Origin of the sequence: Pseudomonas saponiphila (assembly GCF_900105185.1) — a bacterium.
Taxonomy (GTDB): Bacteria; Pseudomonadota; Gammaproteobacteria; order Pseudomonadales; family Pseudomonadaceae; genus Aquipseudomonas; species Aquipseudomonas saponiphila.
In genome coordinates this window covers 1,851,184-1,877,879 of record NZ_FNTJ01000002.1, presented here as the reverse complement: position 1 = coordinate 1,877,879, position 26,696 = coordinate 1,851,184, and the positions used below count along the sequence as shown (strand labels likewise).

The following is a 26,696-nucleotide window of genomic DNA, read 5'->3' as shown; positions in this document are numbered from 1 at the left end:
CGGCTCTCGCGAGCCGGGGCTTTTTGCCGAGCATGCCGCAGTTGCCCAGGCCGATCAGGGCCATCCCCTTGATCGGCTGTTCTGCGCCGTTGAACGGTGAAGGGTTCACACTCATTCACACACACGCAACAAAATCCCTACAAAATACGTAGCTCGCTATCTATCAAGATGCGGCCAGCCCATATATAAATGCACCCCATCGCGATGGCGAGCGCGGGAGTGAGTATCCGTCGCGGTAAGTCTTGACACAATTGGATTCAATTACGCATGTTGTCTTAATGACGCAAGTTCGGGCTCAAGCGCAACATATCCAGCCCGATGTCGATCCAGCGCTCTGCCTCGGTGTGCAGGGCGAAGCTCTCAGGGGCCAGCAGCCATTGGTAAAGGATGCCATCGATAAAGGCACGCATGCTGATAGCCGCCCGTTGCGTATCAAGATCTTCGGGCAATTGCCCGCGATTCACTGCATTGGTCAGCGCCAGCTCGATACGCACGTTGCACTCCAGGCTGGCGGTGCGACGCTGGCGCCGCAGGTCGCACATTTCATCGGTGAATTCGCACTTATGAAACAGAATTTCATTAATGCGTCGGGTTTTCGGGTCCAGGGCCACTTGATGGAACAAATGAATCAGCAACTTGCGCATCCAGCCCAACGGATCCAATTCATCTACATTCTCACTGGCGGCAGCCATCTCATCCAAAGGTTCACGCAGGCTGTCGAGCATGGCCTGGACCAGATCGGCCTTATTGTTGAAATGCCAATAGATGGCACCCCGCGTCACCCCCGCCAACGCGGCGATATCGGCCAGGGTAGTACGCGCCACGCCACGCTCGTAAAAGGCCTTTTCGGCGGCCTCGAGTATCTGGCTACGAGTTTCTTGAGCTTCCTCTTTGGTACGACGGACCATGGCAGTAAAACCTCGATCAGGATCTTTCAGCGATGCGTGAAGACCTTCTGAATAAATATGGAACGGCCTCTCGGGGGCCATTTGCCCAGCCTACAATTCAACACCTACAGGGGCTTGTGTAACCGGATGGGTACGCCGCCAGGGTATTTACAAACAGCCGCGAACGTAAGTATATTCCTTAGCAAGCTACTAATCCACTCAGCCAACTCTTTCTTACTTTCCACTTTTCTTGTGCGCATCTTGCGTGCCTGACCCGAGGATCTTCATGCAACTCAAGCCAGCTGTTACCGCTCTGGTCACTGCCGTCGCCCTGGCATCGCTGCTCAGCGGATGTAAAAAGGAAGAGGCGGCGCCAGCCCCTCAAGCTCCTCAGGTCGGCGTCGTCACCCTGCAACCACAAGCCTTTACCCTGACTTCCGAACTACCGGGGCGGACCACAGCGTTCCGTATCGCCGAAGTTCGTCCGCAGGTAAATGGGATCATTCTTAAGCGCCTGTTCAAAGAAGGCGGGGACGTCAAGGAAGGTCAGCAGCTTTATCAGATCGATCCATCGGTCTATGAGGCAACGCTGAAGAGTGCCGAGGCCAATCTGCAATCGACCAAGTCGATTTCCGATCGCTACAAGCAACTGGTCAACGAGCAGGCCGTGAGCCGCCAGGAATACGACACCGCCGTGGCCAACCGCCTGCAGTCGGAAGCCGCCCTGCAAAGCGCTCAGATCAACCTGCGCTTCACCAAAGTGCTGGCGCCGCTGACCGGTCGCATCGGCCGTTCCTCGGTGACCGAAGGCGCCCTGGTCAGCAACGGCCAAGCCAATGCCATGGCGGTGATCCAGCAACTGGACCCGATCTACGTCGACGTCACCCAGTCCTCGGTGGAACTCCTGGAACTGCGCCGCGAGCTGGAAAGCGGGCGCCTGCAGAAAGTCGGCGACAACGCCGCCAAGGTCAAACTGACCCTGGAAGACGGCAGCCAGTACAAGCTCGACGGCAAACTGGAGTTCTCCGAAGTCTCGGTGGACGAAACCACCGGCTCGGTGACCCTGCGCGCCGTGTTCCCCAACCCTCAGCACACCCTGCTGCCGGGCATGTTCGTCCACGCCCAGCTGCAAGCCGGGGTCAACAGTGCGGCGATCCTGGCCCCACAACAAGGCGTGACCCGCGACTTGAAAGGCACCCCGACCGCCCTGGTGGTTGGCCCGGACAACAAGGTCGAGCTGCGCCAGCTCAAGGCCAGCCGCACCGTCGGCAGCCAGTGGCTGGTGGAAGACGGCCTGAAAGCCGGCGACCGGCTGATCACCGAAGGCCTGCAATTCGTCAAGCCGGGCATTGAAGTCAAGGCCAGCGAAGCCACCAACGTAGCCGCGAAAAACCCGGCCCCTGCACAGGCAACCGACAAAGCTGCAGGCGGCAAAGGGGAGTAAACCATGTCGAAATTTTTTATCGACCGTCCGATCTTCGCCTGGGTTATTGCCCTGGTGATCATGTTGGTCGGGGCTCTATCGATCCTCAAATTGCCGATCAACCAGTACCCGAGCATCGCCCCGCCGGCGATCGCCATCTCCGTGACCTACCCGGGCGCTTCCGCACAGACCGTGCAGGACACCGTGGTCCAGGTGATCGAGCAGCAGCTCAACGGTATCGACAACCTGCGTTACGTGTCCTCGGAAAGTAACTCCGACGGCAGCATGACCATCACCGCGACCTTCGAGCAGGGCACCAACTCCGACACCGCGCAGGTCCAGGTGCAGAACAAGCTCAACCTGGCCACCCCGCTGCTGCCGCAAGAAGTGCAGCAACAGGGTATCCGCGTGACCAAGGCCGTGAAGAACTTCCTGCTGGTGATCGGCGTGGTGTCCGAGGACGGCAGCATGTCCAAGGACGACCTGTCGAACTACATCGTGTCGAACATGCAGGACCCGATCTCGCGGACCGCGGGCGTCGGTGACTTCCAGGTGTTCGGTGCCCAGTACGCCATGCGCATCTGGCTCGACCCGGCCAAGCTGAACAACTTCAACCTGACCCCGGTGGACGTGAAGACCGCGGTGGCCGCGCAGAACGTCCAGGTATCGTCCGGCCAGCTCGGCGGCCTGCCCGCCCTGCCCGGCCAGCAACTCAATGCCACGATCATCGGCAAGACCCGCCTGCAGACTGCCGAGCAGTTCAAGGCGATCCTGCTGAAGGTCAACAAGGACGGCTCGCAAGTGCGCCTGGGTGATGTCGCGGACGTCGGCCTGGGTGGCGAGAACTACGCCATCAGCGCCCAGTTCAACGGCAAGCCGGCCTCCGGCCTGGCGGTGAAACTGGCCAACGGCGCCAACGCCCTGGACACTGCCAAGGCGCTGCGCAAGACCATCAGCGACCTGGAACCCTTCTTCCCGCAAGGCATGAAGGTGGTATTCCCCTACGACACCACGCCCGTGGTCACCGAATCCATCAAGGGCGTGGTCGAGACCCTGGTGGAAGCGATCGTCCTGGTGTTCCTGGTGATGTTCCTGTTCCTGCAGAACTTCCGCGCCACGGTGATCACCACCATGACGGTGCCGGTGGTACTGCTGGGGACCTTCGGTATCCTCGCGGCGGCCGGTTTCAGCATCAACACCCTGACCATGTTCGGCATGGTGCTGGCCATCGGCTTGCTGGTGGACGACGCCATCGTCGTGGTGGAAAACGTCGAACGGGTGATGCACGAGGAAGGCCTGTCACCCAAAGAGGCCACGAAGAAATCCATGGGCCAGATCCAGGGTGCCCTGGTGGGTATTGCCCTGGTGCTGTCCGCGGTACTGCTGCCCATGGCGTTCTTCAGCGGCTCCACCGGGGTGATCTACAAGCAGTTCTCGATCACCGTGGTTTCGGCCATGGCCCTGTCGGTCCTGGTGGCCCTGATCTTCACCCCGGCGCTGTGCGCCACCATGCTCAAGCCTGTCATCCCGGGGCATCACGCGGAGAAACGCGGCTTCTTCGGCTGGTTCAACCGCACCTTCGATCGCAGCGTGAAAAGCTACGAGCGCGGCGTGGGCAACATGCTGCGCCACAAGGCCCCGTACCTGCTGGCCTATGTCTTGATCGTCCTGGGCATGATCTGGCTGTTCACCCGCATTCCGACCGCGTTCCTGCCGGAAGAAGACCAGGGCGTACTGTTCGCCCAGGTACAGACCCCAGCCGGTTCCAGTGCCGAACGGACCCAGGTGGTGGTCGATGAAATGCGCGCCTACCTGCTGGACAAGGAAAAGGACACCGTGGCTTCGGTGTTCACCGTCAACGGCTTCAACTTCGCCGGTCGCGGCCAGAGCTCGGGCATGGCCTTCATCATGCTCAAGCCGTGGGGCGAGCGTTCTGCGGAAAACAGCGTGTTCAACCTGGCGGCCCGCGCCCAGCAGCACTTCTTCAGCTTCCGTGACGCGATGGTGTTCGCCTTCGCCCCTCCGGCGGTACTGGAGTTGGGTAACGCCACCGGTTTCGACGTGTTCCTCCAGGACCGCGCCGGTATCGGCCACGAGAAGCTGATGGCGGCCCGCAACCAGTTCCTCGGCATGGCAGCCCAGAGCAAGGTGCTGTCCCAGGTGCGTCCGAACGGCCTGAACGATGAACCGCAATACCAGTTGAGCATCGATGACGAGCGCGCCAGTGCCCTGGGCGTGACCCTCACCGACATCAACAACACCTTGTCGATTGCCCTGGGCAGTAGCTACGTCAACGACTTCATCGACCGCGGTCGGGTGAAGAAGGTCTACATCCAGGGTCAGGCCGGTGCACGCATGAGCCCCGAAGACCTGAAGAAGTGGTACGTGCGCAACAGTGCCGGGACCATGGTGCCGTTCTCCTCCTTCGCCAAGGGCGAGTGGATCTACGGTTCGCCGAAACTGGCCCGTTACAACGGCGTGGAAGCCATGGAAGTCCTGGGTGCCCCGGCCCCTGGCTACAGTACCGGTGAAGCCATGGCCGAAGTCGAAGCCATTGCCGCCAAGCTGCCGCCGGGCGTGGGCATCTCCTGGACCGGGCTGTCCTACGAGGAGCGCCTGTCGGGCTCCCAGGCTCCTGCGCTGTACGCCTTGTCCCTGCTGATGGTGTTCCTGTGTCTGGCGGCGCTGTATGAAAGCTGGTCGATTCCGATCGCGGTCATGCTGGTGGTGCCGTTGGGGATCATCGGTGCACTGATGGCCACCAGCCTGCGCGGTCTGTCCAACGACGTGTACTTCCAGGTGGGGCTGTTGGTGACCATCGGCCTGGCGGCGAAAAACGCCATTCTGATCGTCGAGTTCGCCAAGGAACTGCACGAGCAGGGCCGCTCCCTGGTGGATGCTGCGGTGGAAGCCTGCCGCATGCGTCTGCGGCCGATCATCATGACCTCCCTGGCCTTCGTCCTCGGGGTGGTGCCGCTGGCCGTTTCCACCGGCGCAGGTTCCGGCAGCCAGCATGCCATCGGCACCGGGGTCATCGGCGGTATGCTCACCGCGACGATCCTGGCGATCTTCTGGGTGCCATTGTTCTTCGTCACCGTATCGTCCATGGGCCGCCGACAAGCGGACCTGTCAGAAACTACTGCAACTCCTAAAGAGGCTGGCCAATGAGCAAGTCGCTCCTCTCCCTGGCAATCACCGCCATCGCGCTAAGTGGTTGCTCGCTGATACCGGATTATCAGCGCCCGGAAGCGCCGGTGGCGGCGCAATTCCCCCAAGGCCCCGCCTACTCGCCCAAGGAGGCCGCCAACGTGGCGGCCGCCGAACAGGGCTGGCGGCAGTTCTTCCACGACCCGGCGCTGCAGCAGCTGATCCAGACCGCCCTGGAAAACAACCGCGACCTCAAGGTCGCGGCGCTGAACATCGACGCCTATGCCGCGCAGTACCAGATCCAGCGCGCCGACCTGTTCCCCGCGGTTTCAGCCAACGCCAGCGGCAGCCGCCAGCGCACGCCGGCACGCATGTCGCAGACCGGTGAAGCCGGCATCTCCAGCCAGTACTCAGCCACCGTGGGCGTCAGCGCCTACGAGCTGGACCTGTTCGGCCGGGTTCGCAGCCTGAGCGAACAAGCCCTGCAAACCTACTTCTCCAGCGAAGAGGCCCGGCGCAGCACGCAGATCAGCCTGGTGGCCAGCGTGGCCAATGCCTACATGACCTGGCAGGCCGACAAGGAGTTGCTCAAGCTGACCCAGGAAACCCTGGCTGCCTACGAGGAAAGCTACCGCCTGACCTCGCGCAGCAATGAAGTGGGCGTGGCCTCGGCCCTGGACCTGAGTCAGGCGCGGACCTCGGTGGAAAACGCCCGGGTGCAACTGGCGCGCTACACCCGCCAGGTGGCCCAGGATGAAAACAGCCTGACCCTGCTGCTGGGCACGGCGATTCCGAGCAACCTGCCCGCGGCCCAACCGCTGTCGGCCAATCTGTTGAGCGAGCTGCCGGCCGGCCTGCCGTCGGAGCTGCTGCAACGGCGTCCGGACATCCTCGAAGCCGAATACAAGCTGAAAGCGGCGAATGCCAATATCGGCGCGGCGCGGGCGGCGTTCTTCCCGAGCATCAGCCTGACAGCCAACGCCGGCACCCTGAGCCCGGACCTCTCGGGCCTGTTCAAGGGCGGCTCGGGCACCTGGCTGTTCCAGCCGCAGATCAACCTGCCGATCTTCAACGCCGGCAGCCTGCGCGCCAGCCTGGATTACTCGAAGATCCAGAAAGACATCACCGTGGCCCAGTACGAGAAATCCATCCAGACCGCCTTCCAGGAAGTCTCCGATGGCCTGGCGGCGCGCCAGACCTACAACCAGCAGTTGCAGGCCCAACGTGATTTCGTCAACGCCAACCAGGACTACTACCGTCTGGCCGAGCGCCGCTATCGCATCGGGGTCGACAGCAACCTGACCTTCCTCGACGCCCAGCGTTCGCTGTTCAGTGCCCAGCAGGCCCTGATCACCGATCGCCTGGCGCAGCTCACCAGCGAGGTCAACCTGTACAAGGCCCTCGGCGGCGGCTGGAGCGAGCAGACGGCGAAGAGCCAGCCACTGGCTGAAAAAGCCCCGGCGCTGCACCTGTTCTGACACAGGATCCGGCTGCAGGAAAAACCCACCTCATGGTGGGTTTTTTTATGCCTGCGCCCCTCAGCCGCCCACCCCGTTGAGCAAGAACACCGGCTCACGCATATAGTCCAGGCCCAGGCGGGTTTCGAAAGTCTCGTCGCGCAGGGCGGCCGTGGTGCAACTCCTGAGCCCCAGGGCCGTCGCCACCAGGGCGAAGCTCTGGCTCAGATGACCGCAGTCCATCAAGGCCACCCGCAAGGCCCGGCTGCCCGGGTACTTCCAGGCCAGGCGCTGCAGGCAGGCGGTGGAGAGGAACAGCACCGAAGCCTGCTCGATCCAGCTCTGGTCGCCGCAGGCCGCACCGACCCAGGACCTGGGATCCTCGCGCGACAGCAGTTCAAGCCCGTGTCGCCGCACCGAGTAGTGATACAGGCCGGCCTCCAGGCCCTGCACATTGAGCAGGAGCGGATAGACCTCGATGGCATGCAGGGAGCCCCCGGACGCCGAGGTTTTCTTCAGGAAGAAATCCCCCATGGGGTTGCGCCGCATCTGACTCGCTCCCCAGGTGTAATACAGCAGCGCCGACAACTGCTGGGCGCTAATGGGGGCCCCGTCGAAGGTCCGGCAGGTCTGGCGACGGGCCAGCACCTCCAGCAACTGCGGCTGCTCGAACAGCACGGGCGGTGCCAGCAAGGGATTGTCCAGGGCCTGGAACGGATGGGAAAAGTAGTCCTTGAACGCCGACGGCTGGCGCTGCTGCAGCGCCTTGCCGGCCAGTTGCTCCTCCATCTGCGCCACGCTGAGGTAGGGCGTGGCGGTTTGCGTGCGTGTCCCCAGGTAGAAATCCAGCGCGACCTGCCAGTGACTCCAGATATCGCCGGCCGCCTCAGGCTCGGAGGGCCCCGGAGCCTGCTCGTCCACGGGCTGCAGCAGCCCCCGGGCGATCAAGTCCTGAAGCAGCGCCAGGCTGGGGTCTTCCAGCGCACCGGGGAGCAGCAGCGCGCTGTCCAGGGTTCGCGGACAGAGAAAATGCCGGACCAGCGGCAGCAGCTGTATCGCCAGCTCCAGGTCCAGGGCCCGCCGTCGATCCCACAGGGTAAAGCGGTCCCGGTCGATGCCCAGCCAGGTGCCCGCGCGCAATTGCAGCAGGGTCTGGCCATCCAGCGGGCTGGCCGCCGGTGCCGGAGCTTCGGCCAGGGTGCCGGCCTGCCAGAACAGCGGCTCGGGCCGCAGCGCCTTGATCTCGCGGATCAGCGCCGCCAGCTCTGGATCGCCGGCGCGATCGGCGATGTCCCACTCGATGGTGACCGCCTTGAGCGGCCCATGGCCGAACAACTGCCGCAGGATGTCCCAGTCCCGTCGCGGATCGCCGACATGCACCTCGATCAGGCGCTTGAGCGGCAGTGACCGCAAGTACTCGCGCAGGTCGTAGCCCAGGGCCCGGGCAGTGCAGATGGCGCTGTCCAGGTCCAGAAGAAAGCCGCTGTGGCTGCGCTCCACCACGCTGCAAATGAATCCGCCCTCGGACAGTTCCTGGCCAATGTCCATGGCAAACAGCCGTGGCGCGTTCTCCAGCACCAGCGGGGTGCCGGTGAAGGCCTGCAGTTCGATGGCGTTGGCCACCACCGTATCGGCCACTTCCCGAGCCAGGCTTGGCAGGATGAAATGCTGGGTATCACCGCCTTGAAAGCGTGACCAGGAAATGTGCTCCGCCAGCCACGGCGAGGCGGTCCGCTGGCACAGGCGACGGGTCATGTGCAGGAACTCCCGGTCCATCTCGATGCCGACGCTGCCCAGGGACAGGCTCGACGAGTGCAGCAGCACCGGCACCTGTCCGCCCAGCTCGGTCAAACGCGGCTGCAGGATGCAGTGGGTGGGCTGAAACTCCAGGTAATCGAAGTACGGCAGCCCTTCAGCCTGAATCCGCTCGAGGCTGGGATCGAGCCCGACCGCACCGCTCCCGGCGCCCGGCGGCAAATGGTATTCCAGGCCCACCCCGGCGTCGGGGAAACGCGAAGAGTCGAAGTCTTGCATGTCCGCCTCCCCGGCTCAGGCCGTCATGTGCAAGGTCGCGGCACCAGCGCTGGCACCCGCGTCCGCATCCCGAATCAGCAAACCGGCATGGCGGCGCTCCAGGCGGTGCACCTCCTGCAGCAGATTGCCCAACAGTTCCCGCCCCTGCGCGGTAAAACCCGGGGCGCTGGCAAAATCCGCCTGCGCCTTGCTCAAGCCCCGCAGGATGAACAGCAGGCGTTGCTCGGCCCGGCGCATCTCCTGCGCTGGACGGTCGCGGACCCGTTCCAGGTACTTGACCAGGGCGATATAGACGTAAAAAGCATGGAAATAGCCATATAAGTCCCGCTGCTGCCCCGACCAGGGCAGGGTGTACTGGGCCTCCCGCGAAGCCTGGGGCTCAACCACCGCGGCGACTTCGACCACGTTGTACAGCAGTTGGTGAGTCGCCTCATGCACCAGCGATTCCTCCAGATCGAGTATCGAGTGATCCCGGCTCGACAGCAGGATCACCCCGGTATAGCGGGACGCGGAGCAGCTGCGAAACCCGCCGTCGGGCAAGTAGCACACGGCCTTGACCAGCACCTGCCACTGTTCATGACAGGCCGGCCAGGTGTGCTTGATCCGCTGCAAGGCCAGCTGCATGACATCCCGGAAAAACTCTTTGGAATAACCCGTGCGCTCCAACTGACGCCGGGTCCCGTCGTCTGGCGGGTAGTCATAACTGGGGTGCGTGACCTGAGTGATCAGCGGATCGACATCGAAGCGATACACCGGCGGGTATTGTTCATCGGGCCGTGCCTGCTGCGTAGCTTCAATCCGTTGCAGCACTTGGGGAAATTCCAGCAGCCTGGCTTTGACTTCACCGTCGTCCAGAGTCTTGCCAGTCAATAGATAGTTGACATCGCGAAATGTCAGCACGCTCCAGATCTGAAATACCGGATGCGCGATCAGTGAATCACGGACACTTTCCGGCGATAGAATAATATCCAGCGCCATTTTGAAAAACAGCCGCAACGCAGAATCCGCAACAAACAACTTCGACAGTTCCGCATATAACGCGACAAACATCGTATAGCGATTCTTCGCGACTTGTTCCTGCAACTGGAGAAAGCGTTGCGTTTCGCTGTCCGCAAGAAAAGTAGTGCCCTTAAACAACTCGTCGATGGAAAGTTCCGCTTGTTTGCTGTTAACACTGTCCATGGTTCAACCATCCCTAAAGTTCACGGCAAGGGCTTGCTCATCGTCAGGCTGGCGACTTCATAGCCCAGCAGTTCATAAAGACGACGCGCTTCAAGGTTGCGACCGAAGACATGCAAACGCATTTCATCACAGCCCCACTGGCGCGCCAGCGACTCACCGGCCAGCAGCGTCTGCCTGGCGTAACCCCGGCGACGTTCGATCGGCTCGATATAGAGATCGAGGATGAAGGCAATCCGTCGGGAACCGGCCTGACGTTCGGCGATCCACAACTCGCCCACCGCCCGCCCGGCATACAGCGCCCGCCACAGGTGGTTGCGCGGGCTCAGGCGCCCCTGCGGAAGCAACTGGCGGAACACCTCCGCCGCCTGGAACGAGGCCTGCTCCGGCGGCCATTCACCGGCGGCCACCATGCCGGCGGCATACTCCTCGAGGGCTCGCCGGGCGAAACGCTCGAAGTCGGCTTCCTGCATCGACACCAGGCTGATGGACACGGACCGGCACTCCAATGTGAACTTGAATCCCGATTCCGCTGTGTCGCACTCATGCAGACTTGAATGCGCCACAGCGGATTGCACAGGTCCCACTCAGTCCATTCGCGCCTGTTGCTGTTGAGTGTCAAAGATCGCCGCGACACCGATCTTGTCGCGAATGGCCGACCCGGCACTGGTCAGTTTTGCCGTGTCGATACTTTTCACGGCGCCCACTTCGGTAGCACTCAGGTGCACGCCGATGCCTTTGGCGGCCGCTTCAGGATCCTGATGCAACTGCGCCGCGAAGTCCTTATCCAGAAGTGCACGGCCGACTACTGATGCAAGGCGCTCCTGATTGACTTTCGTACTCATGGTATTTCTCCTTATATATTGAAAGCACGATAACAACCTTTCTCCTGACGAAACTTACAACTTATCCCTATTCGCCCTGAGGAATTTCAATATAGCAAGGAGAGTCTGCATTTCCAGCACAGGCAAAGTTTTCGCTTAAACCTTTTTACGATAATAGATAACACCGAATTTAAAGTTTAACTGGCGATTACTCCTATATCTTTTATACAAGTACGCCACTTGCGGACAATGGCTTACAACCAAAGCAATAAACACTTTTAGTGAATCTGTGGCGCGCCAGATATACAGCACAAGGACCACGCCCGATTGAGCAACGCGGGCAACCCCTGGATTCAACAGCAATCCCGGGGCTGTCCGAGCCCCTGCAACGGACTCGATAAGTGTTCGTTAATCGCCCAAAACCGCCATTCGCCAATTGATCGCCCCTGGGGGGCGACGCACCATTCCCGGCACCCGAACACACCAATAACAACAGGTTCGATGTCATGCCCCCACGCCCTGCCCGCTCCGGCTGATCCCACCCGCTGCACCTTCCAGGTATTGCACGTTGTCCGCAGATTCTTGCCGGCAGTGCGTTGCTGCGCCCCTAACAATTAGAGAGACCGACACATGAAGCCAATCACCCCGCCACAACACCTCGTGCCCTGCCTTCTGGCGGTGGCGTTGACCAGCCTCGCCCTGCCGGCAGGGGCCGAAGAATCAGGCTTTTTCGAAGACGCCCAGGCCAACCTGAACCTGCGCAACTTCTACATCAACCGCAACTTCACCAACCCGACCAAGGCCCAGGGCAAGGCCGAAGAGTGGACCCAGAGCTTCATCCTCGACGCCAAGTCGGGGTTCACCCAGGGCACCGTGGGGTTCGGCATGGATGTGCTGGGCCTGTACTCACTGAAACTCGACGGTGGCAAGGGCACCGGTGGCACCCAGTTGCTGCCCCTGGACCACGACGGCCGCCCGGCGGACAACTTCGGACGCCTGGGGGTCGCGTTCAAGGCCCGGTTGTCGCAGACCGAAGTCAAGGTCGGCGAGTGGATGCCGGTGCTGCCGATCCTGCGTTCCGATGACGGTCGCTCGCTGCCGCAGACCTTCCGCGGCGGCCAGATCACCTCCAGGGAAATCGCCGGCCTGACGCTCTATGGCGGCCAGTTCCGCGCCAACAGCCCGCGCGACGACAGCAGCATGAATGACATGACGATGTTCGGCAAAGCGGCCTTCACTTCCGACCGCTTCAACTTCCAGGGCGCCGAATACGCCTTCAACGACAAGCGCACCCAGGTCGCCCTGTGGAACGCCCAGCTCAAGGACATCTACCGCCAGCAGTTCGTCAACCTGATCCACACCCAGCCGCTGGGCGACTGGACCCTGGGCGCCAACCTGGGCTTCTTCTACGGCAAGGAAGACGGCAGCGCCCGTGCCGGCGATCTGGAAAACCGCACCTGGTCCGGCCTGTTCTCGGCCAAGTACGGCGGCAACACCTTCTACGTCGGCCTGCAGAAACTCACCGGCCCCAGCGCCTGGATGCGGGTCAACGGCACCAGCGGCGGCACCCTGGCCAACGACAGCTTCAACGCCAGCTACGACAACGCCCAGGAAAAATCCTGGCAACTGCGCCATGACTACAACTTCGCCGCCCTCGGCGTGCCAGGCCTGACCCTGATGAACCGCTACATCAGCGGCAGCAACGTGCACACCGCCACGGTCAGCGACGGCAAGGAGTGGGGCCGGGAAAGCGAGCTGGGCTACACGGTGCAGAGCGGCACGCTGAAGAACCTCAACCTGAAATGGCGCAACTCCACCATGCGCCGGGATTTCAGCAACAACGAGTTCGACGAAAACCGCCTGATCGTCAGCTATCCGCTGAGCCTGCTGTAAAACGCCTCACCGCGAGCGCAAGCACGCTCCTGCAGGAGCGTGCTTGCTCGCCACCCCACATCGACGGGCTCCTTCGCCGGCAAGCCGGCTCCTACAACAACATCCGCTTCTGGTAGGAGCGAGCTTGCTCGCGAACAAAGACGCCGCGCAATGATGAACGGCCCCTCTTCGCCGACAAGTCGAATGCCTAGAGGCGCGACTCGGTGCCCAGTTCGTCCCACACCGATTCGGCCAGGTGGAAGGTGGCATTGGCTGCCGGGATGCCGCAGTAGATCGCGCTCTGCATGATCACTTCCTTGATCTCGCCACGGCTCACGCCATTGTTGGCGGCAGCCCGCAGGTGCAGCTTGAGCTCTTCGTTGCGGTTCATGCCGATCAGCATGGCGATGGTGATCAGGCTGCGGGTGTGCCGCGGCAGGCCCGGACGGGTCCAGATATCACCCCAGGCGTGGCGGGTGATCATTTCCTGGAATTCCGAGTTGAACTCGTTCAGGGCATTCAGGCTGCGGTCGACATGGGCATCGCCCAATACCGCGCGGCGCACCTGCATGCCGGCGTCATAACGTTGTTTCTCGTCCACAAGGGGCTCCTCGAATCAGTGCTCAGGCCAGCAGGAATTCCACGACACGGGCGCTGAACGCGTCGCCGGCCTGGACGTTGGACAGGTGCGCGGCATAGAACTCGGCGTACTCGGCGCCGGCCACGTGCTGCTCAATGAAGCGGCCGCCGGAGGGCGGGGTCACCGCGTCGTCGCTGCCGACAATCACCAGGGTCGGCACCTTGATCGCGCCCAGTTGCTCGCGAAAATCCGCATCGCGCACCGCCGCGCAGTTGGCGGCATAGCCCTGGGGCGAAGTGGCGGCGAGCATGTCGGTGATCAGCTTGGCCTGGTCAGGGTGGGCCTCGGCAAAGTCGGCGGTAAACCAGCGGGCGATGGAGGCATCACGCAGTGCCACCATGGCCGCCGGGCCGTCACGCAGCACCGTCTCGATCCGCGGGTTCCATACCGAGGGATCACCGATCTTGGCGGCGGTGTTGCACACCACCAGTTTGTGCAAACGCTCGCCGGCATTGATCCCCAGCCACTGGCCGATCAGGCCGCCCATGGACAGGCCGCAGAAATGCGCACGCGGGATATCCAGGGCATCGAGCAACGCCAGCACATCCCGGCCCAGTTGCTCGATGCTGTAGGGCCCCTCGCTGACCAGCGAACGGCCATGGCCGCGGGTGTCCATGCGCAACACCCGGAAGTGCCGGGTAAAGGCCGCCATCTGCTTGTCCCACATGTGCAGGTCGGTGCCCAGGGAGTTGGACAGCACCAGTACCGGCGCCCCCTCTGGTCCTTCGAGTTGATAGTGCAGATCGCCCTCGGCGAGTTTCACGAATCCCACAGCAGTCTCCTTCAGGCCTTCAAGGCAAAATGTTCAGCCACGGCGCGCTCGACCCAGGCCTGGGCCTGACCGAGGTAATGCGCCGGATCCATCAGACGATCCAGCTCTGGCGCCGACAGCTCGGCGCTGACCCGGGCATCGTCTGCCAATACCTCGCGCAGATGGCGTTGTTCCTCCACCGCACGCTTGCAGCATTGTTCCAACAGGTGATGGGCGGTTTCCCGGCCCAGGCGCTGGGCCAGTTCAATGCTCACCGCTTCGGCCAGGACCAGGCCCCGGGTCAGGTCGAGGTTGCGCGCCATGCGGGCGCTGTCGACCTGCAGCCCTTCGGCCACCAGCAAGGCTTGCTGCAGCGCCCCGGACACCAGGCAGCAGATCTCCGGCAGGGTTTCCCATTCGGCGTGCCACAGGCCGAGGCTGCGCTCGTGCTCCTGGGGCATGGCGGCGAACATCGTCGCCAAGAGGCCAGGAACCCGGGTCGCGGCGCTGATCAATACCGCTGCGCCCACCGGGTTGCGCTTGTGCGGCATGGTGGACGAACCGCCCTTGCCCGGCGCCGCCGGCTCGAAGACCTCCGCCGCCTCGGTCTGCATCAGCAGGCTGATATCACGCCCCAGCTTGCCCAGGCTGCCGGCCAGCAGGCCCAGCACCGAGGCGAACTCCACCAGACGGTCGCGCTGGGTATGCCAGGGCTGTTCCGGCAGGCCCAACTGCAGCTCCTCGGCCAGGGCCCGGGCAATCGGCAGGGCCTGCTCGCCGAGGGCCGCGAGGGTTCCGGAAGCACCGCCGAACTGCAGCACCAGCAGGCGCGGCTTGAGTTGTTGCAGGCGCTCGCGGCTGCGGGTCACGGCCCCCAGCCAACCGGCGATCTTCATCCCCAGGGTCACCGGCGTCGCGTGCTGCAGCCAGGTGCGACCGGCCAGGGGCGTGTCGGCATGGCGCTTGGCCTGGGCCGCCAGCAGCTCACCCAGGCGCAACAGATCCTGCTCCAGCAACTGCACCGCAGCGCGCAATTGCAGCACCAGCCCGCTGTCCATCACGTCCTGGCTGGTGGCGCCCAGGTGCACATAACGTTCGGCCTCACCATCGCTGCGGGCGATCTGCTTGCCCAAGGCCTTGACCAGGGGAATCGCCGAATTGCCGGCCGTGGCAATCGCCTCACCCAGAGCCTGAAAATCATAGAGTTGAGCCCGGCAGGCCGCCTCGATAGGGGCCACGGCGCGCTGCGGGATCAGCCCGATCCGCGCCTCGGCCCGAGCCAGGGCCGCCTCGAAGTCGAGCATGGCCTGGACCCGCCCCTGGTCGCAGAACACGCCGCGCATTTCCCGGGCAGTGAAGTAGGCATCGAACAACTGGTTGCTCGCAGTCAGGGTCATAAACAGTCCTTAGCAGGCCTGCGCCCGAGTCGGGCGCAGGCACACAGGTCAAAGATCGTGGTGCAGGTAGGCCGCCTGTTTCGGCAGGCGCAGGCTGAACAGGAAAGCGATCGCCATCATCGCCGTGACGTACCAGTAGAAGGTGTTTTCCATGCCCATGTTCTTGAAGTTCAGGGCAACCCATTCCGCCGAGCCACCGAAGATCGCATTGGCCACCGCATACGCCAAGCCCACCCCCAGCGCGCGCACTTGTGGCGGGAACATCTCGGCCTTCACCAGGCCGCTGATGGAGGTGTAGAAACTGACGATGGCCAGGGCCAGGGTGATCAGCACAAAGGCCAGGAACGGACTAGTAACGGTCTTCAGGGTCAGCAGGATCGGCACGGTGAACAGCGTACCCAGGGCGCCGAACCAGAGCATGGAATTACGCCGGCCGATCTTGTCCGCCAGCATGCCGAACAGCGGCTGCATGCACATATAGAGGAACAGCGCGCCGGTCATGATGTAGCTGGCGGTCTTGGCGTGCATGCCCGCTGTGTTCACCAGGTACTTCTGCATGTAGGTGGTGAAGGTGTAGAAAATCAGCGAGCCACCGGCGGTGTAGCCGAGCACCGTGATAAAGGCCGCCGAGTGATGCTTGAACAGCGCGGCAACGCTGCCGGCGTCCTTGTTCTCGCGTATCTCCTTGCTGGTGGTTTCCTTCAGCGAACGGCGCAGCAACAGCGAGATCAGCGCGGCGATGGCGCCAATCACGAACGGAATGCGCCAGCCCCAGGCCTTGAGCGCGGCCTCATCGAGAAACTGCTGGAGCACCACCAGCACCGACACCGCCAGCAGTTGCCCGCCGATCAGGGTCACGTACTGGAATGAGGCGAAGAACCCGCGCTGGCCCTTGAGCGCCACTTCACTCATGTAGGTAGCGGTGGTGCCATATTCACCGCCCACCGACAGGCCCTGGAACAGGCGCGCCACCAGCAGCAGGAACGGCGCCCAGGCACCGATGCTGGCGTAGGTCGGCAAAAAGGCGATGACCAGGGAACCGGCGCACATCATCAGCACCGAGATCATCATCGAGTTCTTGCGTCCGTGGCGGTCGGCAACCCGGCCGAACAGCCAGCCGCCGATGGGCCGCATCAAAAAGCCGGCGGCGAACACCCCGGCGGTGTTGAGCAACTGCACCGTGGGATCGTCGGAGGGGAAAAACGCCGGGGCGAAGTAGATGGCGCAAAAGGCATAGACGTAGAAGTCGAACCATTCCACCAGGTTGCCGGAGGAGGCACCGACAATGGCAAAGATCCTTTTGCTGCGCTCCTCTGCGGTGTAGTGACTTGTGCTTGTTGTCATGATTTTTCACTCGTGGGGGACAGTGTGAGTCTAGACACACCTGGCAACACTCCCGTTCCCCGTGGAGAGTGCCCTGCTGCGGCGGCGGTCACCGCAGGCCGGGTCAGTAATCAAAGAACACGGTTTCGGCGTCGGTCCCCTGGAGAATCACGTTCCACTGGTAGTGACCGGCGGCATCGGCCTTGGCCAGCAAGGTGTCGCGGCGCCCCTCGGGCACGCAGGCCAGCAACGGATCGGCGGCGTTGGCCGGCTCGCCGTCGAAGTAGATACGGGTCAGCAGGTGCTTGACCAGGCCACGGGCAAACACCAGCACCACCAGGTGCGGAGCCTGGGTCGAGCCCTTGAGGCCCGGCACCGTACCCGGCTTGATGGTGGTGAAGCGAAAGCGCCCTTCGGCGTCCACCGGCACTCGGCCAAAACCCTGGAAGTGCGGATCCAGGGGCTTGTCCTGCTGATCTTCCGGGTGGCGGTACTTGCCGGCGGCATTGGCCTGCCAGACTTCCAGCATGGCGTCGTTGACGAAGTGGCCGTTGCCATCCACCACCTGGCCGGTGATTGCCACCCGCTCGCCCTGGGTGCCTTCCTCGGTCAGGTCTTCGCGGTTCAGCCAGGTCAGGCCAATGTGGTAGTAGGGGCCGACGGTGTGGGAGGTAGTCGCGGTCAGGCTCATGTCATTTCTCCATCGGCGTGGCATCGCGGCCGCGCAGAACGATGTCCCAACGGTAACCGAGGGCGTAGGAAGGGATGGTTTTCTCCAGGTCGAAACTGGCGATCAGGCGTTCCTTGGCGCGGGTGTCCGGCACGCAGTTGTAGATCGGGTCATATTCCAGCAGCGGGTCGCCGGGGAAATATATCTGGGTCACCAGGCGGGTGAGGATGCTCGGGCCGAACAGCGAGAAATGGATATGCGCCGGACGCCAGGCATTGTGATGGTTACCCCAGGGGTAGGCGCCGGGCTTGATGGTCTGGAACTGATACCAGCCGTCGGCATCGGTCACGGTGCGCCCGGTGCCGGTGAAGTTCGGATCCAGCGGCGCGTCGTGCAGGTCGCGGTCGTGGTTGTAGCGACCGGCGGCGTTGGCCTGCCAGATCTCCACCAGGATGCCCGGCAGCGGCAGGCCGTTTTCGTCCAGCACGCGGCCGTGGATGATGATCCGCTCGCCCTGTGGCTGGCCTGCGTGCTGCGCGGTCAGGTCGTTGTCCCGTTCCCGGATCGATTCGGCACCGATGCTCGGGCCGGTGATTTCCGACAGCGAATGGGGCAGGAACACCAGCGGCTTGGACGGCGAGCGGGTGTTGGTCGACTGGTAGGCCGGGTGCAGATAATCAGGCTGAGTGCCCGCTTGCGGGCGCCGGTAACCGGGCTTGTCACTCATGGTGGTTCCTCGTTCTCTTCTTATATAAGCAGGCGCTCAGACCCGCTCGATGGCCAACGCCAGCCCTTGGCCGACACCCACGCACATGGTGGCCAGGCCTTTTTTACCGCCGCTCTTTTCCAGCTGATGCAGGGCCGTCAGCACCAGGCGCGCACCACTCATGCCCAGTGGATGGCCCAGGGCAATGGCGCCGCCATTGGGGTTGACCTGTGGCGCATCGTCCGCCAGGCCCAGCTCGCGCAGCACCGCCAGGCCCTGGCTGGCGAAGGCTTCGTTGAGCTCGATCACGTCGAAATCGCTGACCGCCACGCCCAGGCGTTCGATCAACTTGCGCACCGCCGGCACCGGGCCAATGCCCATCACCCGCGGCGCTACACCAGCGCTGGCCATGCCCAGCACCCGCGCACGCGGGGTCAGGCCGTGTTGCTTGACCGCCTCGGCCGATGCCAGGATCAGCGCCGCGGCGCCGTCGTTGACCCCGGAGGCGTTGCCGGCGGTAACGGTCTTGTCCGGGCCGTTGACCGGCTTGAGCTTGCCCAGGGTTTCCAGGGTGGTGTCGGCACGCGGATGTTCGTCCTGCTCAACCACTGTCTCGCCCTTCTTGTGGGCGATGCGCACCGGAACGATTTCCTCGGCGAAGAACCCGGCGGCCTGGGCCGCGGCGGTGCGCTGCTGGCTGCGCAGGGCGAAGGCGTCCTGGTCGGCGCGGGACACCTGATAGTCGTCGGCCACGTTGTCCGCGGTCTGCGGCATGGCGTCCACACCGTACTGGGCCTTCATCAGCGGGTTGATGAAACGCCAGCCGATGGTGGTGTCTTCCAGCTTCATGTTGCGCGAGAAGGCGCTGTCGGCCTTGCCCATGACAAAGGGCGCGCGGGACATGGACTCGACACCGCCGGCAATCGCCAGCTCCATCTCGCCGCTGGCGATGGCGCGGAACGCGGTGCCGATGGCGTCCAGGCCCGAGGCGCAGAGACGATTGAGGGTGACACCGGGCACGCTGTCCGGCAGGCCCGCCAGCAGCAGCGCCATGCGCGCAACGTTGCGGTTGTCCTCGCCGGCCTGGTTGGCGCAGCCGAGGAACACCTCGTCCAGCGCGTTCCAGTCCACGCCCGGATTGCGCTCCATCAGCGCCTTGATCGGCACTGCCGCGAGGTCGTCGGCACGGACGGCAGAAAGGCCACCGCCAAAACGGCCGATGGGGGTACGAATGGCATCGCAGATGAATACGTCACGCATCAGGCTTCTCCAGGCGCTTGGCCATGGGCCGCGGCAGTGCGCGCTTCCAGGTCACGCAGGGCGGTCAGTTCGACTTCGGTGGGGGCGGTCGTTTCGGCCACTTGCTCGGCAAAGCGGATCGCCCAGCCGGTGGCAGCCACCACCTGCTCGCGGGTCACGCCCGGATGCAGCGAGGTGACGATGAATTCGTGGGTGCCGGCTTCCGGCTCCATGATGCACAGGTCGGTGATGATCCCCACCGGACCGGCGCCGGGCAGGCCCAGGCGCTTGCGCGAGTCGCCGCCCTCGCCGTGCCCGACGGAGGTGATGAAGTCCAGCTTGTCGACAAAGGAACGGGACGACTGCTTGAGGATGATCAGCACGCTTTTCGCCGAGCCGGCGATTTCCGGAGCACCGCCGGCACCCGGCAGGCGCACCTTGGGTCGGTGGTAATCACCAACCACGGTGGTGTTGATGTTGCCGAAACGGTCGACCTGGGCCGCACCGAGGAAACCCACGTCGATGCGTCCGCCCTGCAGCCAGTAGCGGAAGATCTCGCCGGTAGGCACCACGGTATCGGCGGTTTCCGCCAGCTCGCCGTCGCCAATGGACAGCGGCAGCACGCTGGGCTTGGCGCCGATCGGGCCGGATTCGTAGATCAGTACCACGTCTGGCGACGAGGTCAGGCGTGCCAGGTTGGCAGCCTTGGACGGCAGGCCGATGCCGACGAAGCACACCGAGCCGTTCTGCAGGCGACGGGCCGCGGCCACGGTCATCATTTCATTGGTGGAGTAGTTCATTACTGGGCCTCCGAAGCTGCGGCCAGCTTGGCCTGGAATTCGCTGAAGTCGGCACTGCCGCGGATGTATTCGTTGATCCAGGCGGTGAAGGTTTCACGGTCGCGGGCGATCGGATCCCAGGCCTGGTAGAAACGATTGTCACGCTCGGAGTAGCCGTGGGCGTAGGACGGATGGGCACCACCCGGCACATGGCAGACCGCGCTCAGGGCCCAGGTCGGCAGCACGCAGGCGTTCATCGGGGCGTTCAGGTCGTCGACGATTTCCTCGACGGTGACGATGCAGCGCTTGGCGGCCAGGGCGGCCTCTTTCTGCACCCCGAGGATCCCCCACAGCAGGACGTTGCCCCTGCGGTCGGCTTTCTGCGCGTGGATCACCGTGACATCGGGGCGTACCGAAGGCACCGCGGCCAGCACTTCGCCGGTGAAGGGACAGGTCACGGTCTTGATCAGCGGGTTGACCTTGGGCAGGTCGGAGCCGGCGTAGGCTCGCAACACGGCGAACGGCAGGCCCGAGGCGCCGGCGACATAGGCGTTGGCCAGGTCGGCGTGGCTGTGCTCTTCGATTTCCAGCGGCTGTGGCCACTGTTTTTCCACGGCATCGCGCAGGCGATGCAGGGAGCCCACGCCCGGGTTACCGCCCCAGGAGAAAATCAGCTTGCGAGCGCAACCGGCACCGATCAACTGGTCGTAGATCAGGTCAGGAGTCATGCGCACCAGGGTCAGGTCTTTCTTGCCCTGGCGGATGATTTCATGACCTGCGGCCGTAGGAATCAGGTGGGTGAAGCCTTCGAGCGCGACGGTGTCGCCGTCGTTGACGAATTGCTTCACCGCGTCGTGCAGCGAAAGGATTTCAGCCATGGATGGGGTCCCCCGATTGTTATTCAGCGACTGGAGAAAAAGGCGCTCTGGGCGCGCCGCAGTGACTGAAGATTAAGCGGGAGCCAGACCCCAAACAATCCGATAATCGACTGAGCGTTCGATTATCGAACAGATTGTTGCAGGGCTATCGATTACCCCTCTGCAACCCCAAAACAGCCTTGGCGGCTCGGTTGCGGCCGTTGCCGCAGGCGGCGATGGGGCTTGAAGAACCTTGCGCAGGGCCTTGGAGCAGCGGGCCCTCAAGGCCCGCGACAGCGACTACGGGCCGAGATGGCGTCAGGTCGCGTCCGCATGGCTGACCATGCCCTTGATCACCACGGCGGTGGTGGCCAAGGCCGCCGGAATCACCAGGGCGGTCAGCACCTGCTCGAAGTTCCAGCCCAGGCCCAGCAGGGTCGCCCCCATCCAGGCGCCGAGGATGGCACCGAAACGACCGATGCCGAGCATCCAGGACACTCCGGTGGCCCGCCCCTGGGTCGGATAGAAACGCGCTGCCAGGGACGGCATCGCCGATTGCGCGCCGTTGACGCACATGCCGGCAATCAGTACCAGGGTGGCAAGCAAGGTGATGTTGCCCAGGCTTTGCCCCACGGCGTAGGCAAAGACCCCGGCCAGCAGGTAGAAACAGCCGATCACCTTGTGCGGATTGAAGCGGTCCATGGCCCAGCCCACGGCTACGGCGCTGAGCACCCCGCCGAACTGGAACAGGGCGCCGATAAAGGCTGCCTGCTCCATGCTCGCCCCGCTGTCGCGCATCAGGGTCGGCAGCCAGCTGGTCAGCAGGTAGACGATCACCAGGCCCATGAAATAGGTCAGCCACAGCAGCAAGGTGCCAACGCTGTAAGTGCCGGAGAAGATCACCGCGAAGACGTTGCGCGCCTTCACCGTCTTCTGCTCGGGCACGCTGAAACTGCCGGCCTCGCCAACGATGGCCGGGGCGATCGGCGCCAGGGTCTTGCGCACCCTGTCGGTGCCGCGATTGCGTACCACCAGGTAACGCGCCGACTCCGGCAGCCAGACCACCAGCACCAGGGCCAGGAGCAACGGCAGGATGCCGCCGATCAGCAGCAGGCTGTGCCAGCCAAAGGCCGGGATCAGCTTGGCGGAAATGAAGCCACCACCGGCCATGCCCAGGTTGAAACCGCAGAACATGCTGGTGACCAGCAACGACTTGTGGCGCTCGGGGGTGTATTCCGACAGCAGCGTGGTGGCGTTGGGCATGCCCGCCCCCAGCCCCAGGCCGGTGAGAAAGCGCAGGACCAGCAACTGATCGACATTACTGCTATAGGCCGACGCCAGGCTGAAGGCGCCGAACAGCAGCACCGCCCCCACCAGCACCACCTTGCGCCCGAAACGGTCGGCCAGGGGCCCCGAGCCCAGGGCGCCGAAGACCATGCCGATCAGCGCGGCGCTCATCACCGGGCCGAGGCTGGCGCGGTCGATGCCCCAGTCCTGGGACAGTGCCGGGGCAATGAAGCCCATGGCGGCGGTGTCCAGGCCATCGAGGAAGACAATCAGAAAACACAGGATCACCACTCGCCACTGGTAACGGGACAAGGGCTGGGCATTGATGAAGGACTGCACATCAAGGCAGTTCCCTACAGCGGATTGAGGTTGGTTCATTGTTGTTATTTCCACACTAAAACGCAGGCGAGCAAAGGCCGCCAGGGGCTGATCAGGTCACGTAGAAAGGGTGGAGTCAGTCAGGCGACTCGGGCGGGACGGCAGGAACGGTCACGGCAACGACGCAGGGAGAGCATGCACATGAGTTGGCCTCTTCATTATTATTGGACGGGTCATCGGCCGCAGACCGGCAATGCCGGCTGGCCGCCGATGACGCTGCCGCGACATTAATGAGCCAGGGGAAACAGCGTCAATTCGCCAGAGGCGGATCTGTGCGTTTATCGAACAGCTTAAGCAAACAGCTGGGCGCTCAGATCGCGGCTGGCGCTCAGCAGGCCGGGCAAGAAACGCTGTTCCAACTCGGCGCGGCTGACCCGGCCGGCGTGGGTGCTGACGTTCAATGCCGCCAGCACCTGGCCCGAGGCGTCGTACACCGGCACCGCGATGGAACGCAGCCCCTGCTCCAGCTCCTGGTCGACGATGCACCAGCCTTGCTGACGCACTTGTTGCAGGCATTCCAGCAAGGCTTCCGGTGTATGCAGGGTGCGGCTGGTCTTGGCCTGCAGGTCGGCGTGCTCCAGGTATTCGTGCAGCGAAGAGTCGTCCAGGGCCGCCAGCAGGATGCGCCCCATGGACGTGCAATAGGCCGGCAAGCGCCCGCCGACCGACAGGTCCACGGAAATCAGGCGCTGGGTGGTGGCGGAACGGGCGATGTAGAGAATGTCGTCGCCTTCCAGAGTGGCCATGTTGCAGGCTTCGTGGAGCTGCTCGCTCATGCGGTCCAGATAGGGTTGCGCGGAAACCGCCAGGGGCGTCGACGACAGGTAGGCATGGCCCAGGGTCAGCACCTTGGGCAGCAGCGAATAGGTACGCCCGTCAGTTGTGGCGTAGCCCAGCTTGATCAGGGTGTGCAGGCAACGACGCACCGCGGCCCGGGGAATTTCCGTGCGATGGCTGATCTGGGCGATGGTCAGGTGGCGCTTGCGCTCCTGGAAGGCCTGCACCACGGCCAGACCGCGGGCCAGAGAAGTCATGAAATCCGGGTCACCGGTCAACGCCTGAATCCTCTTCGCCGCCGAAGCCACGATCGGTGGCGCCACCGAGGTAAAGGAGTTACGCATCTGATCGTTCATTTCAGGTTCCCCGCGACAAAATTCGGCCGTATTACAAGCCGTATTGGAGAGACAGCACAAGCTACCAGCGGCAACATTGGGCGATTATCGAACCGACGACCGATAATCGCAATCTGCGGCGCTTGAGGACACCTCCCTCCCTCGCACTCTTTTATTGCAAAAACTCATAGTAATAATCGCCAGCCAAAGCTTGCTCTAGCCCGGATTTCTCATGAGGCCGGCAGGCGTGGCCGGTGAAGCCTCGGTGTATCAACAACCTGCCTTCCACCGCTAAAAATTGATCGTTTTTTATTCAATTCCCGCGTATGGGGCGCACTGCCCCCTTTCCCCCATTGAGCCGGGCCGGGGGCGCCCGCCTGTTCAGGTCGGCTTGAGGCGGGCAACCAGCCCCGCAAAGAGTTCCTGATGCGGATAGGCCTCGCTGATCAGCACGCGGATGCGCCGGCTGTTGCGAATGATCACCGCACCGATCTTGAGCAGTTTCAAGCGCAGGTTATGGATGCTCATGCGCGCCAATGCGGTGCCCTGGAGATGATCGCGTAGCCGTTCGAACAGCACATAGGCAAAGGCCGACAGCATCAGCCGCCACTGGTTGGTCCACCAGCGTGGGCTGGAGGTGCGGTCGGCGAACAGATCCAACTGTTGGTCCTTGATCCGATTCTCCATGTCGCCACGGCCGCAGTAGTCTTCGTAGTACTGCTGGGCAGCATCCTCGGCAAAGCGGGACACGACGATGAAGCGTGGATTGGCACCCTGCTCGCCATGTTCCAGGCGCGACACGACCAGGCGGCGCCTACGCCAACTACCGGCCTGATAGAGGAAGCGATACACGCCGGACATCTTCTGCCCGGTTTCTTGGTAGGCCTCGGCGACAGCTTGCATGGCCGGCGCCGCCATCCGCTGCAGGCGGGTGTTGCGGGCCAGACCCACCACATAATCCACCTGCTTGCGGTCACACCAGTCGAGCATGCGATGTCGGCAAAAACCGCCGTCACCGCGGAACACGATGCGGGTCTCTGGCCAGAAGCGGCGAATGAACTTGACCAGCAGTGCCAGGATGGCCCAACTGTGTCGGGCGCCATCGATGTTGCTCGGGCGCAAATAGCTCACCAGCAGATGGCGACCACAGAACACATAGAGCGGCAGGAAGCAGTAATGGTCGTAATAGCCATGGAAGAAGCGCCCTTCCTGATCACCATGCACCGGCACATCGGTCGCATCGAAGTCGAGCACGATCTCAGCCGGCGCCTGGTCATGCTGGGCGATGAAGTGCTCCCACAGCAGGCGATGGGCTTGCACCACCGTTTCGCGATCGGCTTGCTGTTCCAGGCGCCCCAGAGTGGATTTGCCGGCCAGCGGTTGCAGGCGGTTGACCGCAGTCTGCAGCGCGTAGTCATGGCGCAGGCCGTCATGATCGTTGAGATCCTCGTAGCCGGCGGCCAGTGCATAGATACGCTGGGCGAGCAGTGTCTGCAGTCCATGCTGGACACGCCCAGGATCACGCCGATCGGGAACGATTTTGGCCAGGCGGCGGGTCAAGCCATGTTGCCGGTCGACCTCGCGCAGCAGCAACAAGCCCGCATCCGAGGTGATGTGACCACCGGTGAAAGAGGCCTCGACGAGGCGGCGAGAGAGGGGTGAAAAGTGGAGTTTTTCTGGTAGCATTTTGTGCGCGGCTGAAGACTTATGGGGCTTTGTTTGGCGACAAGAATCATAAGGCTTTCAGCCGTTTTTGTTTATGCGGTCATGAGAAATCCGGGCTAGGCGATGTTTTTCCATTCGCCACTTGTATAAAGAGCAGCGACGCCCCATCTAGAATTCCATTGGTCGAGTACGAAAACAGGAAGCATCGAGTAGGAAGTGTTTCGAACTTTCGTGTCACAAAATGCTCACAATGAAGTTGGCTATTTTAAACTTGTCGCCCATAGAGTTATTCTTCGCCGCGGCTATACTGCACGAGCGAGGAACACGGAGTGAGTCCCGCTCCCCCTCGTCCAGGTGACACTAGGCTGTAATCGATCACCTGTCGCAAGCGCTTGACCTCAAACCAGTTTCGGCCAATCCGCTTGCAACCAGCACTACTGTTGCTACGACAGTTGTCTTCATCCGGTGACGTGGCCGCATGCAACAAAAGGCACGCTAGAACGGATCAGGAATCAGCAGCCCCAGAGGCTCGATTCGGATTCTTATAGTCGCCCACAGGCAATGCGTTGCACCGGAATGGACCTTTACTCAATTAGGTAACACTGTGACGAAAGACGAACTGCGCGCGGAACTTGAGCGCCAGGAACAACGTTACAAGGAAGTTTACGGCGGCGAGATCACCCGCTATGCCGCCCAGCCTGAACCGGAACGCAAACCCTGGCGCAAACGCGCAACTATTCGCGACCAGGCTTTCATGCAAGAACTGCAAAAGATGGAAAAAGAGCTCAAGGCCGAACAGCCATAATGCTGGCGGCCTGACTTTCATAGGGCTTGCTCGCTGGTCCGCACGATGATCTCGGCGGCCTGGCAGACTATTGATGCTCGCCACCCCGGGCCCTTCGCCACCTTGTCCCATCCGGACGAGAATTGGCACCCGGCAGGCCCTTTCGCTGAAATTTAATACGATCGTTTTAACCTTTGCTTCACGCCGGTCGAACCCGCGCTCATCGCGCCCAAACCCAATAAACTCAATGGGTTGCCGGGCTCGAAGAGAATCGACAAAAACTCT

Annotated in this window: 22 protein-coding genes; 5 read left to right on the top strand and 17 right to left on the bottom strand. The window is 62.9% G+C overall.

All coding sequences use genetic code 11. The annotated features are described in order from the left end of the window. Positions 1–275 precede the first annotated feature (275 nt). Positions 276–908, bottom strand: coding sequence for an efflux system transcriptional repressor EmhR (gene emhR / locus BLV47_RS30450; RefSeq protein WP_092320251.1), 633 nt, complete (start codon positions 906–908; stop codon positions 276–278). 265 nt (positions 909–1,173) lie between these two features. Here emhR and emhA point away from each other — a divergent pair, with 265 nt between their 5' ends. The 3 genes from emhA to adeC are packed head-to-tail and all read left to right on the top strand — an operon-like array spanning position 1,174 to position 6,935. Continuing rightward, on the top strand, positions 1,174–2,331 hold the full coding sequence (emhA, locus tag BLV47_RS30445; RefSeq protein WP_092320250.1) for an efflux RND transporter periplasmic adaptor subunit EmhA: 1,158 nt from the start codon (positions 1,174–1,176) through the stop codon (positions 2,329–2,331). Positions 2,332–2,334: 3 nt separating this feature from the next. After that, on the top strand, positions 2,335–5,478 hold the full coding sequence (locus BLV47_RS30440) for an efflux RND transporter permease subunit (RefSeq protein WP_092320249.1): 3,144 nt from the start codon (positions 2,335–2,337) through the stop codon (positions 5,476–5,478). Beyond that, a complete protein-coding gene (adeC, locus tag BLV47_RS30435; RefSeq protein WP_092320248.1) occupies positions 5,475–6,935 on the top strand; it encodes an AdeC/AdeK/OprM family multidrug efflux complex outer membrane factor in 1,461 nt (486 codons plus the stop codon). The genes BLV47_RS30440 and adeC overlap by 4 nt, the downstream gene beginning before the upstream one ends. Before the next feature lie 60 nt (positions 6,936–6,995). Here the strand turns inward: adeC and BLV47_RS30430 are convergent, their stop codons facing one another. The 4 genes from BLV47_RS30430 to BLV47_RS30415 form a co-directional block, all read right to left on the bottom strand. Further along, on the bottom strand, positions 6,996–8,948 hold the full coding sequence (locus tag BLV47_RS30430; protein ID WP_092320247.1) for a multinuclear nonheme iron-dependent oxidase: 1,953 nt from the start codon (positions 8,946–8,948) through the stop codon (positions 6,996–6,998). Between the two features lie 15 nt (positions 8,949–8,963). After that, positions 8,964–10,130: an aKG-HExxH-type peptide beta-hydroxylase gene (locus BLV47_RS30425; protein ID WP_092320246.1), complete on the bottom strand. Its 1,167-nt coding sequence runs from the start codon at positions 10,128–10,130 to the stop codon at positions 8,964–8,966. 20 nt (positions 10,131–10,150) lie between these two features. Continuing rightward, on the bottom strand, positions 10,151–10,621 hold the full coding sequence (locus BLV47_RS30420; protein WP_244168972.1) for a GNAT family N-acetyltransferase: 471 nt from the start codon (positions 10,619–10,621) through the stop codon (positions 10,151–10,153). Between the two features lie 93 nt (positions 10,622–10,714). Then, a complete protein-coding gene (locus BLV47_RS30415) occupies positions 10,715–10,972 on the bottom strand; it encodes an Os1348 family RiPP precursor (RefSeq protein WP_016965124.1) in 258 nt (85 codons plus the stop codon). 609 nt (positions 10,973–11,581) lie between these two features. Here BLV47_RS30415 and BLV47_RS30410 point away from each other — a divergent pair. Beyond that, entirely contained in the window at positions 11,582–12,844 is a 1,263-nt protein-coding gene (locus tag BLV47_RS30410; protein ID WP_092320245.1) for an OprD family porin, read from the top strand. 187 nt (positions 12,845–13,031) lie between these two features. Here BLV47_RS30410 and pcaC read toward each other — a convergent pair whose 3' ends face one another. The 12 genes from pcaC to BLV47_RS30350 all read right to left on the bottom strand — a co-directional run bounded on the left by pcaC (position 13,032) and on the right by BLV47_RS30350 (position 25,648). Then, positions 13,032–13,424, bottom strand: coding sequence for a 4-carboxymuconolactone decarboxylase (pcaC, locus tag BLV47_RS30405; RefSeq protein WP_060837883.1), 393 nt, complete (start codon positions 13,422–13,424; stop codon positions 13,032–13,034). A 22-nt stretch (positions 13,425–13,446) separates the two neighbouring features. After that, the gene (gene pcaD, locus BLV47_RS30400; protein WP_092320244.1) at positions 13,447–14,235 is read right to left on the bottom strand and encodes a 3-oxoadipate enol-lactonase; all 789 of its coding nucleotides are present in this window, start codon (positions 14,233–14,235) and stop codon (positions 13,447–13,449) included. 11 nt (positions 14,236–14,246) lie between these two features. Next, the gene (locus tag BLV47_RS30395) at positions 14,247–15,611 is read right to left on the bottom strand and encodes a 3-carboxy-cis,cis-muconate cycloisomerase (RefSeq protein ID WP_092320243.1); all 1,365 of its coding nucleotides are present in this window, start codon (positions 15,609–15,611) and stop codon (positions 14,247–14,249) included. A 48-nt stretch (positions 15,612–15,659) separates the two neighbouring features. Continuing rightward, positions 15,660–16,955: an MFS family transporter gene (locus BLV47_RS30390; RefSeq protein ID WP_092320242.1), complete on the bottom strand. Its 1,296-nt coding sequence runs from the start codon at positions 16,953–16,955 to the stop codon at positions 15,660–15,662. Positions 16,956–17,058: 103 nt separating this feature from the next. Continuing rightward, positions 17,059–17,625 (bottom strand): protocatechuate 3,4-dioxygenase subunit alpha, encoded by a 567-nt coding sequence (gene pcaG / locus BLV47_RS30385; RefSeq protein ID WP_092320241.1) that lies wholly within the window; start codon positions 17,623–17,625, stop codon positions 17,059–17,061. A 1-nt stretch (position 17,626) separates the two neighbouring features. Then, the gene (pcaH, locus tag BLV47_RS30380; RefSeq protein WP_092320240.1) at positions 17,627–18,331 is read right to left on the bottom strand and encodes a protocatechuate 3,4-dioxygenase subunit beta; all 705 of its coding nucleotides are present in this window, start codon (positions 18,329–18,331) and stop codon (positions 17,627–17,629) included. 36 nt (positions 18,332–18,367) lie between these two features. After that, positions 18,368–19,573, bottom strand: coding sequence for a 3-oxoadipyl-CoA thiolase (gene pcaF / locus BLV47_RS30375; protein ID WP_208605332.1), 1,206 nt, complete (start codon positions 19,571–19,573; stop codon positions 18,368–18,370). Beyond that, the gene (locus BLV47_RS30370) at positions 19,570–20,349 is read right to left on the bottom strand and encodes a CoA-transferase subunit beta (protein ID WP_092320238.1); all 780 of its coding nucleotides are present in this window, start codon (positions 20,347–20,349) and stop codon (positions 19,570–19,572) included. Before BLV47_RS30370 ends, pcaF begins: the two co-directional genes overlap by 4 nt. Then, on the bottom strand, positions 20,349–21,206 hold the full coding sequence (locus BLV47_RS30365) for a CoA transferase subunit A (protein WP_092320237.1): 858 nt from the start codon (positions 21,204–21,206) through the stop codon (positions 20,349–20,351). The genes BLV47_RS30370 and BLV47_RS30365 overlap by 1 nt, the downstream gene beginning before the upstream one ends. 297 nt (positions 21,207–21,503) lie before the next feature. Then, complete coding sequence (gene pcaK / locus BLV47_RS30360; protein ID WP_092320236.1) at positions 21,504–22,850, bottom strand: 4-hydroxybenzoate transporter PcaK; 1,347 nt, start codon at positions 22,848–22,850, stop codon at positions 21,504–21,506. Between the two features lie 290 nt (positions 22,851–23,140). Beyond that, entirely contained in the window at positions 23,141–23,983 is an 843-nt protein-coding gene (pcaR, locus tag BLV47_RS30355) for a pca regulon transcriptional regulator PcaR (protein WP_016962563.1), read from the bottom strand. Positions 23,984–24,343: 360 nt separating this feature from the next. Next, positions 24,344–25,648 (bottom strand): IS1380-like element ISPa33 family transposase, encoded by a 1,305-nt coding sequence (locus BLV47_RS30350; protein ID WP_010793081.1) that lies wholly within the window; start codon positions 25,646–25,648, stop codon positions 24,344–24,346. Between the two features lie 583 nt (positions 25,649–26,231). Between BLV47_RS30350 and BLV47_RS30345 the strand changes: the two genes are divergently transcribed. After that, positions 26,232–26,432, top strand: coding sequence for a hypothetical protein (locus BLV47_RS30345; protein WP_092320235.1), 201 nt, complete (start codon positions 26,232–26,234; stop codon positions 26,430–26,432). The last annotated feature ends 264 nt before the right edge of the window (positions 26,433–26,696 follow it).